We start from the raw sequence: 15,056 nt of genomic DNA, 5'->3' as shown, positions 1-15,056 counted from the left end.
TATGCTCCTGGAATTAACGAGTAAGGGGTTAGGTAAAAACATGAAATACTTTAATAAAACACGAAATCGCAATAAACTAAACCATAAGCAATTTACTAATGCAAAAAATGCAATTATGAATACGGACTATATCAAGACCTTTCTCGCTGTTTATCGCGCCGGCAGCTTTATCGATGTGGCCAAGGAGAAGAATCTCGCCCCTTCATCTGTGTCCCGTTCCATCAACGCCCTGGAAAATATGCTCAAAATACGTCTTTTTCAGCGAACCACACGTAATTTAACACCTACCCAGGCAGGTGAAGATTATTTTAAGAGGATGGCACCTCTGATGGAGGAGATGGATTTAGCTCATCAATCGCTACTGGAGACAACAGCTTCGCCTTCAGGGCGTTTACGAGTAACCGCCTCAGCATCTTTTGGCCAGATCGTTATAGCCCCCAAGTTAAAGGCGTTCCGCACTCTTTACCCCAATATTTATTTAGAACTGGTGCTATCGGATCAACGCTTGGATATGATTAATGATCAAATAGATGTAGCGATTCGGCATGGGCAGTTAAACGATAGTAGCTTAATTGTGAAAAAATTAATCGATGTGCGCTACTACCTCGTATGCAGTGCCAATTATCTTGAAGCACACGGCACACCACGATCGCCACAAGACCTTGAGCAACATGAATTGATGACTTTTGGGTATCAAGATTTCCGCCATAGTTGGACTTTTGTTAATCATGAACACTCTCACACTATTGCAATAAAACCAGTACTTACCGTCACTAATGCCGCTACTATCCGACAATGTGCGCTCAATAGTGTAGGTATCGCACTGCTCGCTGATTGGACGGTGGCTGAAGATATAAAAACAGGAAAGCTCGTGCAGTTACTTCCAAACTGGCATGTCAGTGGTGCATCTTACAATACCGCTATTTATTTACTGTACCCTTCGCGCAATTTTATCCCGGCAAAAGTACGGGTTTTTAGCGACTTTCTTATTAATAATTAATATATTAAAGAATAGTGTATTTAAATTTTTTCATTTTTTTTTCCGATATTTGAAAAATAAAAATCCAAGAATACTAGCACCAGTAAACGTTAAACCAATTACTATAGACGATTGCCAAAACACTATATCTGCGCTTTGTTGTTGTAGCATTTCTGGCGTGGGATCTTGGTAAGGAATGACGTGGCCCGATAATATAAAGAAACTTATGAGTGTCCAGATAAGTCCTATAATGGCAGTAATAAAAGCGATCCGCATAGTTTTCTGATCCGCATTATGTTGACAGTATTTAAGACGACGTATACTCAAAGTGTTGCACTAGACAGTCAATAAGTTTGCGTTTAGCAACACTGAGGTATTGTTGGCTTGGATAAATAAGGGATACCGGTGCAGTGCCAGGCAAATATTCTTCCAATATCGGTTGCAGCTCTCCCTTAGTAATTTTATCTTGCACAATTAGCGAAGGCACATAAGCAATACCTAAACCTGCGCAAGCATAAGTACGCAGTATCGCGTCACTATTGACCTCTACTCTACCGCGAATTTTAACAGAAAACTTACGCTTGTTTTCTGCGAAGTTCCAGCGGTGGGGTGAACTTACTAAGGTGTTAATAATGCAATCATGACTGGCCAAATCTTTCGGGTGTAAAGGCCTTCCATGGTGAGCAAGATATTGAGGTGAAGCCACAACAGAAATCGAAAATTGTCCCACTTTGCGAGAAATGAGATTGGAGTTTTCAAGGGCGCCAACCCGTAAAGCAAGATCATACCCTTCTTCAACCAAATTAATTTCTCGGTTCACTAGGCTCAAAGATAAGGATACATTGGGAAAACGGGTTAAGTATTCATTAATTACCGCCATCATGGCATCATCAACCAATATAGGGGGAGCAGTAAAATATATATGATCTTCCACGTGTTCATCATCCCTTGCAAGATCCATCAATTCACTCACGTTTTGGCTGATCATCTCCATTTTACGCAAGTAACGTTTACCCTCCTCGGTCAAGCTGATTGAGCGAGTTGTCCTCTGGAGAAGCCTAACACCCAGGTGTTTTTCTAGCTCATTTACTTGGCGACTAACTGCAGAAGGCACAAGGTTGAGCGTATTAGCCGCCTGGCTAAAGCTCATCTGTTTGCATACTTCACGAAATATTTCTATAGACTTAAGTAAATCCATTATTCAGTTTTTTTGATTATTAATTTCATATAGCTATTATTTATCCTTTTTTCTGAATTGTCTATGATGGCGTCTTACATACCATATTAACTATCACCTCAATCGAAAAAACGGACAAATACTATGAAAATCGCAGTTATTGGTGCCACAGGAACCATTGGACGTAAGGTTTGCGAGCGACTTAAAACAGATCATGACGTCATTCAGGTGGGATACAAGAGCGGCGATTATCACGTGGATATCGCCGATAAAGCCTCTATCACCCATCTCTTTGAGCAACTGGGAAACGTGGACGCTATTATATGTACCACTGGACTTTCCGCCTTTGCGCCATTACAAGAGCTAACAGATGAGCAATTCGAGTTAAGCTTTAACAACAAGGTGATGGGCCAAATCAACATCCTACGAATAGGCCAACACCATCTGCGAACAGGTGGCGTCATTGTCTTAACTACAGGTGTACTTGCTGACCACCCCATTCCAGGTTCGGCCGCTACCAGTGCCGCCAACGGTGCTGTTAACGCGTTTGTCAAAGCAGCGGCGCTGGAACTAAAAGACAAACTACGGATTAATGCTGTAAGTCCTGCTTTCATAACTGAATCATTGCAGGCAATGGGCGTGGATAGTAGCCAGGGAGTCAGCGCTGCTGACACTGCCACAGTTTATGAAAAAGTGGTGACAGGTTCCTTAAGTGGCCAAATTATCGATGTAAGAAATGCCCTATCACAAGAATAAGCTGTCACAATATTTAGCATCGGTGGTCACTGGCAATGAATACAATGAAACCATTAAGTAAAACCACACTTGCCTTGCATTGGCTGGTAGCCATGGCCATGTTGGGGCTCGTTGGTTTGGGTTGGTACATGGCAGAATTTAAGCAGTATCAATACTATCATTTGCACAAGTCTATCGGTTTACTGGTCATAGTATTAGTACTAGCAAGAGTTGGCTGGCGCATTAGAAAAGGCTGGCCAGAACATGTGGTAAACTATAGCGCTAGCGAAGTACTACTCTCTAAAATAGTACATTGGGTACTGTTGCTTTCCACTCTATTAATGCCAATATGGGGTATGCTGTATTCCGGTGGCAGTGGCCATGGATTTGGTATATTTGGCTTGGAAATATTTCCCAGCAACCACAGTCACGAAGACCCTTCGGTCATCATACCCTTAAGCGAATTTTGGAGCAACCTTGGACATGTGGCACACAGATACAACGGCTATATTTTTATAAGTGCTATAGCCCTTCATATTATCGGCGCACTAAAACATCATATTATTGATAAAGACTTTACCCTCAAACGTATGTTGGGGAAAAACCCTAATTAAATTAGCAAGCTTACTTACAGCTAATATAGATGAACTTAATAAAAGCACTTGTATGATCTAGACACATCTAAACCATATTTGTAATGAGGCCGTATAAAATATTTTAAACTGAATTGTTATTGTGTTTGCCATTGATAGCGAGAAATATGAAAAGTTTAAATATTGCAATTATAGGAGCCTCTGGAGGTATTGGCTCTGCCTTTGTCCATGCTTTAGCTCAAGAAAAATCCAATGTTATCTACGCTTTTTCAAGATCAAAAGCTAAATTTGATTACGACAATGTAAACTGGTCACCTATTGACATATGCCAGGAAAGCTCTGTTCAAGATGCCTCTCATATTGTCTCATCTTCAGCAAACAAGCTTGACCTTGTTGTGGTTACCAGCGGCGTTTTGCATGATCAAGATCTATCGCCAGAAAAATCTTTACGCGATCTAGACCTTACAAAACTTGAAAAGTACTTTCGCATAAATACTATTGGCCCTATGCTCGTCGCAAAATACTTTTTGCCTTTACTACATGCCAACAAACGCAGCATCTTTGCTGTGTTATCAGCGAGAGTTGGCAGTATATCAGACAACAGGCTAGGCGGTTGGTACGGTTACCGTGCCTCCAAAGCAGCACTAAATATGATGTTAAAAAATGCAAGCATTGAAATAACTCGCAATAAAAAACAGGCCATTGTTGTTGGCCTTCATCCAGGTACAGTAGATAGTGACTTGTCACGTCCATTTCAAAAAAATGTCCCCGCCAAACAATTATTCACCGCCGAATATTGCGCTGAAAAATTATTAGATGTTATTAACACATTAGCAACCGATGATAGTGGCAAAACATTCGCATGGGATGGCAAGGCTATCAGCTACTAATTTCTTCTACTGGAAGCCACAGAAGCTTTTGTGAAATTTAAAGTATTTTTATCAGCGCCAAGGCTCTATGTCCATTTGAACTGCCGCAATAATATTAAATATAACTTTGAAACCTTAAGTACCAATCTGGTATCTTTTAAGAAAAAGACTAATCCATAGAGTAGCATAATGAAAATCGCAATTATTGGAGCAGGCCTGGCGGGCATGACAACGGCTCAGCAATTAGTCCAAGAAAATATCGAAGTTGATGTTTTTGAAAAGTCTCGAGGCTTAGGCGGCCGCCTCGCCACTAAACGTCTAGAATGGGCACATATCGACACTGGCGCACAGTATTTTACTGCCAGGAACGAAGCTTTTCAAAAGCAGGTTGATCAATGGATAGAAGACCGCGTCGTGGCGCCCTGGCACTTTTCTCCCTATAAAGTTATTGACGAGGAACTGCGTCCATCGAGTGACAACATTGTTCGTTATGTGGGCTGTCCGGGAATGAGTAGTATTGTAGGAGCACTAGCGAGGGGAATTAACGTACACCTTAACACCCTTATTGTGAGTGTAGATAAGAGAGAGGAAAAATGGCAGCTGCAAAGTCAGAAAGGTGAACGTTACTTGGATTATGACTGGATAATTACCAGCCTGCCAGCGGAGCAAACAGCCTCACTTTTTACAACAGAGCATGAATCATTATTAAATATACCTGCTTCACCTCATTTGCCGTGCTGGGCGCTAGCCTTAGCCACAAATGGTAGCGTTGACGCTCAAATACAAGGAATTTTTGGTGACAAGGTTGTTTCTTGGGCATCTCGTCTATCTTCTCGTCCACCGATGAAAGATTTAGATAACTTGCATCATGATTATAATGATCTATGGATGTTACACTTTTCTCCTTCGTGGTCACTGGAAAACCATAAAGAAACTGATACCGATATTGTCGCTACTGGTTTGCATTGGCTACAAAATTTATTACAAACATCTCTTACATTAAAATATGAACACCGTCATTATTGGCGCTATGCCAGTGTCAAACCCGAGGCCAACGCAGGTATTTGCATTAACCATGACATGAAAATAGCAGCAATAGGTGCTTGGTGTTGTGGTGGTCGCGTGGAAGGTGCTTACCTATCGGCTATGGAATTGTTGAATAACATCATTTATCCGAATTAAGTCACTTCTAATAGCGAAGTAAACAAAACCTCAAAAACCTTAGTGTGATTGTCGCAATGTTAACTGGCCACAAGACATGTAACTATCATTGCTGCTATAAAAAATGAACGTTAAACCAAGGAGCTAGTTGTATAAAAAGCGCTCTGTGTTGTAGTTAATGAATCATTGCTGCTATGAAAAAAAAACCTTTGCTATGTGCAGGATCTATCTCGGCGTTGCTTGTATTAACAGGTGGTTATTTTGTTAACCAAAAAGACATAACATTACAGTTAGACAAAGCTAATAATAAATATACGCCAGCATCAGAGCATACCCCACCTGCCTTTATAACCCCCTCTCAGCTGTCGCGCAAAAAAACTTCCAATGACATACACGACCAAAATTTAACCTGCACACAACTGACGCATATCTCGCTATCCAATTGGCAGAACTCTACCTATCAACATTTATCAAGCGATTTATTGGAAAAATGCCTTTCACAGCTTATTGCCGATGAATCTGCCAATGTGGCAGCAATCACTCAGCTAATATTGGTCTGGAGCGAAATCGACCTGCTACAAGCATTGAATTTCGCATCACATCTGCCCTCTCCTATGACGAATTATATTATGCCTTCACTCATTGAACATGCGATGGCTACCAACCCTTCTGCTATGCACGATTGGCTAAGTGGATCAGACAACTTTGATAGCTTTGAAATACGAGAAGCATATTACAGAGGACTAACAAAAATCGATCCAGAGGGTGCCCTCTACGACATCATAACGAATGGGTTTGGCAATGAAGACAATATGGAAATGAAAAAAAGACTACTATCTGCCGTATTAGAAGAGTGGTCTAAAATCGATGCAAAAAAGGCATTTAACTGGCTCGTGCAACAAAAAAATGAAAATAATCATTTGTTTGATGTAACAGAGGATCTGGAAATCAGCTTACTGTTCAATCTTATTGAGCAAAATGATCAGTTGGCAGAAACCACCATTCTCACATTACCACCTAGCCCCAAAAAGACGCGTCTTTTACAGTATTTTGTTAAGTTTATGTCTGAGCTCGATCCTCACATGGCGATGCAATGGGCACAATCCATCAGCGAAAGCAACAGTCGACATATAGTCATGAATAGTGCCATTCAATACTGGGCTCAAGGTGACACTTCCAGCCAAGAGATTATTGAATTTATCCAAGCTGAACAAGACAAAGCACTGCGTAATGCGCTTATGGAGGAAGCCGCTATATCACTTGGCGACAGAAACAGTGCAGAATTGGCGAGTATTTTTCATCGTTTTTCTGAAGAACACAAACCTATTGTGGTAGATAAGCTAACAAGAACATGGATCAATAAAGATTACACTGCCGCAAGCGAATGGATATCAACGCTCTCCAGTGGCTTAGCGCGAGACATTGCCGTTAAGAACATGGTGAGCTTAGGCTTGAGGAATTTTAACGATGCTGCAAACGCCGTAGTCGTAGCACAAACAATTGAAGACTCATCTCTACGTTATGAAGCCAGTAAAGATATCTTATTAACTGTTGCACATGATAACCCTCAACAGGCACACATACTAATAGGAGAAATGAGTAAGTTATCGAAAGAAGAACTAGACTACTTAGCGACATTAATTCCCAACCATTAATTCTCAGCAAATAAAAAAACTGTAAGCCTATATACTGGGCACCCTCAGCAACATCCAAAACATTCAATCTATTCTTTGTGCGGATAAGAATTCCCACAATTTAAAAATTGGCCTGACATTTATTTAAAGAAAAAATGGTAGACCACTTTCTCGATTTATTTCATTCTTGTAAATATTCCTTACTAAAACATCCTCACACAAAAACTGTTAAAAAATGTTTAAGCGATAAAATAGTTAAAAAAAACCGAAAGCCCAAAAAATACAGAATGGTTTATATATTTAAAAAAACAAAAAAACTAGACAAAAAATAAAAATTAAAGCAAAAAAATATTTATGAAAAAAACTAATAATAGCAAAAAAACCATTTATAATTAGCCATCACTAACAAAGGAGGTAGCTATTTTTCTATCCACTTCTAATTATATTACATAAAATCAATCATACTAAAAAATCAATGAAACAAATAATTTAAAAGAAAAATTAAATTATTTAATTCAACCAAAGCCAGCCCATAGCATTTACCAAAGAAATATATTATAAATTTTCACAACATCGCTTGCAGTTTAAAAAACGCTAACCAATCGAATTAACAAATTTAAATTAAATCTTTATAAATTTATTTTCAGTTTTACATTAGTTTTATCAATAAACGATATTTTCGTTAGTTTTAATCATTCAACAATCTACTATTCGACAGCAAAATAATGAGGACTAAAATGAAAAGAATTGCTAAATATTTAATTTTTGGGGCTTTTTCTTTGCCATTACTTACACCGTTAGCAACAGCACAAACCATGTCCGAGGCAGGCCTTTCTAACCGCGTTAAAAACTATATAAACTCATCAAACTATAAAAAACAAATTACTTCAGATTCACGGTTTAAGAACGCTTTGAAGGGAATTATCTCAAGTAAAAAGACGCCGGCGGGAGCCAAAACAATATGGAATGAAAACCAGCTTAAATCGATGAAAAGCGGTAACACATATGTAGTTAAAGGTAATATTACAGTTAGTAGTAATATTAATGTACCTGCTAATGTGAGGGTTTATGTCGAGGGGTCTGTCCATAAAAATGGAACCTTTAATCGTAATGCAGAAAATAAAACAGACGTGATATTCGATATAAGAAATTCATCTGACGTTCACTTCTACGGGGTTAATAATGCGAAAATTTCTAGTAATATGAAAGCTGTAGCCTTTCATATTACTGGCTCTAAGAATATTACTATTGACGGTTTTCGAATTGAAAACACTTGGGAAGCGATATCGGCACAATGGAATGCAGATGAAGTAAAAATGTTTAACAACTATATTCTCAATACTACCCGTCGAGCTATCTGGATGTTGGGTGCTGACAAAGCTCAAGCTGTTCATAATTTTATTGAAAACGCTGGCTGGGATGGTTTCGATTGGGATGCCTATGCCAGCGATAATATCGCTTTTGAAAATGTCGTCGTCAGTGCTGGACGATGGAATGGCTTTGTAGAAGAAGGTGCTCAACGTAATCAAATTGTCCGTAACTTAGGTGTAATGGCAACACTTGTACCTTATACTGGTTTTCAAATGGGATGGGCAGACAACGGCACCACTCAGCTATTTCTCAATGGTAGTAACGGTCGCTTAACTAAAGACAACTACTTTATTAATAACGCCATCTATAAACCCACTAGCTTTAAAGGTGCAGGAGGAGATTATTTTTCCCATATCAATAAAGGCAAAGGACATACGTATTTTTGGGGCAACGATGCTATTGGAGCAAGTCGCGCCACCAGTTCAACGCACTGGGCGAAAGCCACTTGGAGTAGCGATATACCCTCCACCGGCAGAAAGACAATAAATGATTTAGATAAACAATATAACTCTGGAGGTGGCGGAAACAACCAACCCGGGGCTGGCATTGTACCCCCCTCTTCTGCGACTCGACTTAAAATAAAACATAGTAATAAATGTATGGATGCGTCAGGTACGACCAATAGCTCAATCATACAGCAGTGGGCCTGCCATAATGGCAGTAATCAGAAATTTAAATTTGAAAGCAGAGGCAATGGCTGGTACGCACTCGTAGATCAGCGTTCTCGTCGCTGCGTAGATTTAAGTGCGGGAAATAGTGCTAACGGTACTAATATCCAATTATGGGACTGTAGTAATGCGAACACTAATCAACACTTTAAAATCGTCGATAAAAGCAATGGTTGGTTTAACCTGGTAACGCGCAATGCAAATAAATGTATTGATGTTTCAGGTAACACCACTGCAAATTTTCAAAAAATTCATCAGTGGGCATGTCATGGTGGTGCTAACCAACAGTTTAAATTTGATTAACCTTTAACAACTACTCGAATGTAGGAATATAAGTTCAAGCCGGCATTATCCGCTTGAACTTATTGTAGTAGTATTTTTTATTGTAGTTATCATAACCCTATACTTAACTTTCTAAAAAATTTTGATGTTTCAGCCACATGAGAGATAAAATTATTTAGATCAATCTCTGATGTTACTGGGGCTAACTCATCAAGCTGGTGCTGTTCACAAAGGCAGATAAACCGCCTTTGTGAACAAGGTGTCATTACAGGTTTTCTATCTTTATAATCTGGATAACTATATGAATTTATTTGGGTGTCAACCATCGTGATGACCAGCAGAGGTTCGCATAAGAAATTCTCCACCCCTAGGTATATGCGCTCTATTACCAACAGTTATTACATGCTCTCTACTCTAAAGATCAGGCAATCAATTCTTCATCTGGCCCAAAAAATTCATAATGTACTTGGTCTTTAGGAATACCCAGCTTATTCACTATTTTATATACCGCATTCATAAAAGGCTTCGGCCCTAAGAAATAAAGCTCTACATCTTTCGTATCAGCCAGTTGTTTTTGCAAAATATCCTCGGTAATAAATCCTCTCTCGTCATAAACACATTGATCACTGGGGTCACTGTAAATATACAGTGAAGATACCGAAGTATTATTGTGGACGATACTATCTACATGCTCTTTAAAAGCATGTACTTTGCTGTTTAAAGCCGCGTGGATAAAACGAATATCCCGATTTGATTTTTCAGAAGCATTTAACATGCTAATTGCGGGAGTTATGCCAACGCCACCAGTCACCAATACTAGAGGCTTTTGATTATCGCGCAAGGTAAACTCGCCACAAGGGGGTAATAACGTAACGGTGCTTCCTACTTTCAAAGTGTCATGTAAATAATTAGAAACCAAGCCGTTAAGTTCGCGTTTGACACTAATTCTTAAATACGGCGTGCCTGGTGCATCCGATAGACTGTAGTTACGTCGAACGCTATGACCATTGATATTCAGCACGACGGTAGTATATTGGCCTGCCTTAAACGTAGGTACACCCTGTGCATCTGTTGGTTCAAAGTAAAATGAGGTGATAACATCGCTCTCTTGGACACGCTTGACGAGAGTAAAGTCTCTTTCGCCGCGCCAACCACCTAATTTCTGCTCATTGTTTGCATAAATGGCTTCTTCTGCTGTCATCAATATTTCTGCCAATTGATGATAAGCCTTACCCCAAGCATCGATAATCTCTTCGGTGGCAGCATCGCCCATTATTGCTTTTATAGCTTGCAATAAACATGTACCAACGATGGGGTAATGCTCCGGAAGAACCCCCAAAGAACAATGTTTCTGTATGATCTTAGTCACTGCACCATCTAAATTGCCCAAAGCATCAATATTCTCACCATAAGCGACAACCGCTCTTGCCAAAGCTTTTGGCTGCAAACCTTTACCTTGATTGGTTTGATTAAAATAAGGAATCACCTCTGGATATTGCTCAAACATCAAAGGGTAAAAATGGGCAGTAATAGCATCAGAATTTTCTTTTACAGCGGGTGCTGTCGCTTTAACAATATCGATAGTTGCTTGATCTAACATCTAAATATCCTTTAGTCAGTATAAAATATAGACATGATCGTAAAAATGCATATAAAAAGCATGTTTACTAAAATGCATACTAGATGTACTTTATAGCGATGTCAATTTAACCCTGTGGAAAAAACAGTAGAAAACCGGAACAGAAATCGATCAAAAACCTATGCAGCTTACAAAATACACCGATTACAGCCTACGTTTACTAATATATTTGGCGTTAATGCCGAAGGATAAATTAGCAAGCATCGACGAAATCAGCGCTATTTATAAGATTTCACGCAATAATGTGAACAAAATTGTCCACCAGCTAGGAAAAGAAGGGGTTATTGAAACCAAGCGTGGTAAAGGTGGAGGCTTTTATTTAAAAAGAGATCCAAAAGAGATTAACTTAGGTGAAATGGTCGCCATGCTAGAAAATACACTGGAAGTCATTGATTGCCAATCGCCACTGTGCCCTATCATGCCTGCTTGCGACCTCAAAAAAGTGTTAAACAAGGCCACAGAAGCTTTTATGAATGTCTTAAAACAATATTCTCTTGCTGACTTAACTGAAAGCCGGCAACAAGAATTGGTTAACATTCTTAATCTAAACCAAGAACACGAAGAACGTATCCATTGATCTACGTCTATAGGCCATCATAAACCGTTGGCCGCATAGATATAGAATGCAATAGACCTTGCCAAACTTGGTCGCAATGCTGGTGATTGCCTTTAGGACATTGCATTTTAATAAGTATTTCAGGTTTGAGTGGATTAGCCGTTTCTCCGGGGTAGAACCAAGTGTAGGTTAACTCACTATCGTTGTTGGTTTTATCTTTGGTTAAGAGCAAGCCCTCCTCGCCCCTTAATGACATAAGTTCCCTACTTTCCCGCCTAGCAATACGTGTTGAAACATCGCCAAAAAATTTTGATAACAAGTTTCCAGAAAAACCACTAAGAGGGCCATCCTCTAAATGCTTACCTGGTGTTTGTGTGCTTATCATAAGCTCACATCGAAGTGTGGAGTCTTCAAACGAGATACGCGCCTTCTCATTAGCACTCGGCTCACCAATTAAAGATCCCGCACCTATGTTAAAACCATAAGACACATTGTCACGGTAATCGCTTACAACCAGTGCCAGCAGTTGTAATATTTTGGACTCTTTGCCTGGAGCGGCATGAAATATTGCTTTAAGTATTTCACGCTCTGCAAAATACATAGTTTCGATAGTCGGGTTATCGAGAAAGGTCGCATTAGATCGATAAACAGCCGCTGGCACATGAAAAGTATTAGCTTCACCCTTAACTTCAATACGAGTTTCCACAAAGGTGTCCGTTTTGGCACCGACAGATTGGTGAATATCTTGTAGGGCTTTTACTCGCGCTTGCCAAAATTGCTGTGGCGTAACATCCACAAGTGCATCCACAAGTGGTTCTGCGCTTACCTCTACACGATAAATATTATGATAGCGTCCTAATACATCAAACGACTTGGGTAGGCTAAAATTCAAACGTCCGACACTATGTTGAATTAACATAATATTACTTCCTCTATTTGCATCACCTGCCTGCTCCTCATTTCTTATTTTATTGTCACTATTTTCAGCTGGCTTTCCATAACATGCTGAGGTTACTAAAATATATATAAAATATATCAGCCCAATACCAAAGCGAGACCTAAATTGTTTTGGATAAGTTTTCATATAATTCTGTATAAAAGTGCCCTTTACTAACGCAGCTTTTTTCCTCGAACTTCTTCATAGCGATTGGCACACAAAGCGGTAATAGCACGAATACAATACGCTCTCACATCAGCATTATTATAAGGCTCGCCATGGGTCACATTAAACGCTGTAGGGGGGGGAGTGTCAGCCGCTTGATCATCTAGCCCTGTTGCCGAAGATACAGGCACAGTTTCGTCCCCATCAAATTTTATAGTACTCAGTTCTGCCCGCTTCTTCCTGCCATCTTTATCCGTAAAGTAACCACAGAACCCACGCGTTTGATAAGGTTGCCATTTAAACGTATAAGACTCTACTTCCATTAAAATACGATCTGTAGATTCATGGCCAATACCGTGAAAAGTATGCGTATCGGGATGCACTTTAATGTCTACCTTTTGCTGATACTGCTCTACCATGTCTAAAATACTAAGATATTGATCCCACGGAGCGATACTGCCTTCATTGGACAGTTCATCACGCAAACCGCCATTATTATTGACCGCTCCATTGCCGTTTTTTGTGCTGCCTCTTCTACGATGCCGCTTAGACACTGATTTGGCAACTTCATCATTACCAGGGCTCAAGAGGTCAGGATCAATCAGTCCCCAATAATGCCTGCCTGGATTAAGATTTTCATCACCCGTACCCGGGATGCGATATATCTCCTTAAATGGATCGGACTTAGGTAAAGAAATTATCGTATTATTATTGTGTGTTACCGTTAACCAAGCGCTACTGCCATCGTTATCTTGATAATGTTTATTAGGTAACAACTCAAGAGGGCCTGGAAGGTGGCCCAACATAGGCACGGCTTTTTTAGCGCTCGCCCCCAACACACTAGAGGTGACTCGACCAATAATTCCCCCTGAACTTTGAGCACCACCTTTAGCACGCCAGTAAACTTCCGGGGCTCCCGTCGATGGTTGCACTCCATGTATTATTCCCAGTATTTTGTCGCGCCCCCCTTCTGATTCACTGGCAGCTCGAGATACCAAGCCTCCCATAGAATGGGTAACTAAAATAACTTTTTCACATTTGTACGCATACTTTTTTGTTTCAGCAATAATCTCATCAATACGTTTCACAAGTTTATTACCGCTATTGAGATTGCTATCACTCCAGTTATAGCCAAAGGCATAAATGGGAAAATCAAAAATTTTATTGAGTGGCCCAAAATTATCTGCATTTTGCAAAAAAAATAAAAAGGGATGATAGAAGCTTTCAGCTACAGCCTGAAAACCATTACCAACAGGGTCTTCATCATGTGGCTCCAAGAAATTTTCGTCAAAGCTCTCTCCCACCAACATATTTTTTCGCCATTCTCCTGACGAACCAAAATATTTTCTCACCAGCCAGAAAGTCGAAGACGGGTTCCAACGCATATTCGGTAAACCATCATCGCCTCTACCTTCCCCGTCGGTGCCTGCTCGCCGTAAGACTGTTCCCATAATTCCAGGTACCAAGATGATAGGAATGCTCTCCCTTTTCACTTGTACTTTATGTCGAATTCCTGTTTTTAAACCTGAAAAAGGGGCATCTTCAACTTTGTCCCAGTCAACTTCAACAATATTATCTGCCACACTCATGACGTTAATTGCTCCTTAATCCAGTCTTCAATTTCCAGATAAAAATCCACTGGTGTAAATGTGCATGTACCGGGACTTAATTCAAACGCCATCACACTGCCTAGGCTATCTAAGTCACCGCTGTCAGAGCCCGCTGTATGTTCGAAATCATAAAGATGATCATCGTAGCCCAATTGTTTCTCTCTTGCCCACCATCGGCAATGTCGCTTATGAGGTTTGCGCTGAAAAATAACTTCCACAGTACCGTTATCTGGTAATTCTGCAGGTGAGTCACTGACGCCAAGAAGGCTACCTCCAGTATTCACATTATTCATGGTAGTGCTATCAAGATGGCGAACAACACCTTCTCCTTCACACAAAACATCAAAAGAAAAAGTAACAAATTGAGTCTTATCACCGGTAGTACCAGAAGCAATACCTTTGGCAACGCCCGGTTGATCACCACTACATTTAGTGTGAGTCGAACTTTCAATGGCTGTGGGATTGCCATCAATAAATACGGTTTTTGTATGTTTTGCAAGATCTGAAGCCTGGCTTACGATACCGTAAGGAATCGGTGGAGTAGCGCTGCCGATGGGTGTCTTACAAACATCAGGAGCGCTATTAAGAGATTTATCGCCGCTACCTTTATGACTAAAATTGCGAGAGTTAGCAAACACTGTTCGTGCCATGTTAAATATCCTCTTGAATAATCCTTACCT

At 40.1% G+C, this 15,056-nt stretch carries 13 protein-coding genes; 8 read left to right on the top strand and 5 right to left on the bottom strand.

Annotated elements, in window-relative coordinates; genetic code table 11:
- Nucleotides 1-40: 40 nt before the first annotated feature.
- Nucleotides 41-1,000 carry a LysR family transcriptional regulator gene (locus BVC89_RS14410; protein WP_158657944.1) on the top strand — a complete coding sequence of 320 codons (960 nt, stop codon included), beginning with the start codon at nucleotides 41-43 and terminating at the stop codon, nucleotides 998-1,000.
- A gap of 286 nt (nucleotides 1,001-1,286) precedes the next feature.
- On the opposite strand, the gene BVC89_RS14400 is transcribed toward BVC89_RS14410, so the two are convergent.
- Nucleotides 1,287-2,177: a LysR family transcriptional regulator gene (locus BVC89_RS14400; protein WP_086931860.1), complete on the bottom strand. Its 891-nt coding sequence runs from the start codon at nucleotides 2,175-2,177 to the stop codon at nucleotides 1,287-1,289.
- A gap of 123 nt (nucleotides 2,178-2,300) precedes the next feature.
- Between BVC89_RS14400 and BVC89_RS14395 the strand changes: the two genes are divergently transcribed.
- From BVC89_RS14395 to BVC89_RS14370, 6 genes are all read left to right on the top strand, one after another.
- Nucleotides 2,301-2,912 carry a short chain dehydrogenase gene (locus tag BVC89_RS14395; protein WP_086931859.1) on the top strand — a complete coding sequence of 204 codons (612 nt, stop codon included), beginning with the start codon at nucleotides 2,301-2,303 and terminating at the stop codon, nucleotides 2,910-2,912.
- Nucleotides 2,913-2,947: 35 nt separating this feature from the next.
- Nucleotides 2,948-3,505, top strand: a complete 558-nt coding sequence (locus BVC89_RS14390; RefSeq protein WP_086931858.1) for a cytochrome b — start codon at nucleotides 2,948-2,950, stop codon at nucleotides 3,503-3,505.
- 146 nt (nucleotides 3,506-3,651) lie between these two features.
- Nucleotides 3,652-4,374, top strand: coding sequence for an SDR family NAD(P)-dependent oxidoreductase (locus tag BVC89_RS14385; RefSeq protein WP_086931857.1), 723 nt, complete (start codon nucleotides 3,652-3,654; stop codon nucleotides 4,372-4,374).
- Between the two features lie 168 nt (nucleotides 4,375-4,542).
- On the top strand, nucleotides 4,543-5,535 hold the full coding sequence (locus tag BVC89_RS14380; protein ID WP_086931856.1) for an NAD(P)/FAD-dependent oxidoreductase: 993 nt from the start codon (nucleotides 4,543-4,545) through the stop codon (nucleotides 5,533-5,535).
- Nucleotides 5,536-5,708: 173 nt separating this feature from the next.
- A complete protein-coding gene (locus BVC89_RS14375) occupies nucleotides 5,709-7,169 on the top strand; it encodes a hypothetical protein (protein WP_086931855.1) in 1,461 nt (486 codons plus the stop codon).
- A gap of 716 nt (nucleotides 7,170-7,885) precedes the next feature.
- Nucleotides 7,886-9,490, top strand: a complete 1,605-nt coding sequence (locus tag BVC89_RS14370) for an RICIN domain-containing protein (protein ID WP_158657943.1) — start codon at nucleotides 7,886-7,888, stop codon at nucleotides 9,488-9,490.
- A gap of 400 nt (nucleotides 9,491-9,890) precedes the next feature.
- On the opposite strand, the gene hmpA is transcribed toward BVC89_RS14370, so the two are convergent.
- On the bottom strand, nucleotides 9,891-11,069 hold the full coding sequence (hmpA, locus tag BVC89_RS14360; RefSeq protein WP_086931852.1) for an NO-inducible flavohemoprotein: 1,179 nt from the start codon (nucleotides 11,067-11,069) through the stop codon (nucleotides 9,891-9,893).
- A 160-nt stretch (nucleotides 11,070-11,229) separates the two neighbouring features.
- Between hmpA and BVC89_RS14355 the strand changes: the two genes are divergently transcribed.
- Nucleotides 11,230-11,685, top strand: a complete 456-nt coding sequence (locus BVC89_RS14355; protein ID WP_086931851.1) for an Rrf2 family transcriptional regulator — start codon at nucleotides 11,230-11,232, stop codon at nucleotides 11,683-11,685.
- Between the two features lie 7 nt (nucleotides 11,686-11,692).
- Here the strand turns inward: BVC89_RS14355 and BVC89_RS14350 are convergent, their stop codons facing one another.
- The 3 genes from BVC89_RS14350 to BVC89_RS14340 form a co-directional block, all read right to left on the bottom strand.
- Nucleotides 11,693-12,583 carry a T6SS immunity protein Tli4 family protein gene (locus tag BVC89_RS14350; RefSeq protein ID WP_158657942.1) on the bottom strand — a complete coding sequence of 297 codons (891 nt, stop codon included), beginning with the start codon at nucleotides 12,581-12,583 and terminating at the stop codon, nucleotides 11,693-11,695.
- 191 nt (nucleotides 12,584-12,774) lie between these two features.
- Complete coding sequence (locus BVC89_RS14345; protein WP_086931849.1) at nucleotides 12,775-14,355, bottom strand: esterase/lipase family protein; 1,581 nt, start codon at nucleotides 14,353-14,355, stop codon at nucleotides 12,775-12,777.
- Nucleotides 14,352-15,026 carry a DUF4150 domain-containing protein gene (locus BVC89_RS14340; RefSeq protein WP_086931848.1) on the bottom strand — a complete coding sequence of 225 codons (675 nt, stop codon included), beginning with the start codon at nucleotides 15,024-15,026 and terminating at the stop codon, nucleotides 14,352-14,354. Before BVC89_RS14340 ends, BVC89_RS14345 begins: the two co-directional genes overlap by 4 nt.
- Nucleotides 15,027-15,056: the final 30 nt, after the last annotated feature.

Source organism: Agarilytica rhodophyticola, assembly GCF_002157225.2.
Taxonomy (GTDB): Bacteria; Pseudomonadota; Gammaproteobacteria; order Pseudomonadales; family Cellvibrionaceae; genus Agarilytica; species Agarilytica rhodophyticola.
The sequence above is the reverse complement of the archived record's forward strand: the minus strand, read 5'-3'. Positions and strand labels throughout refer to the sequence as shown.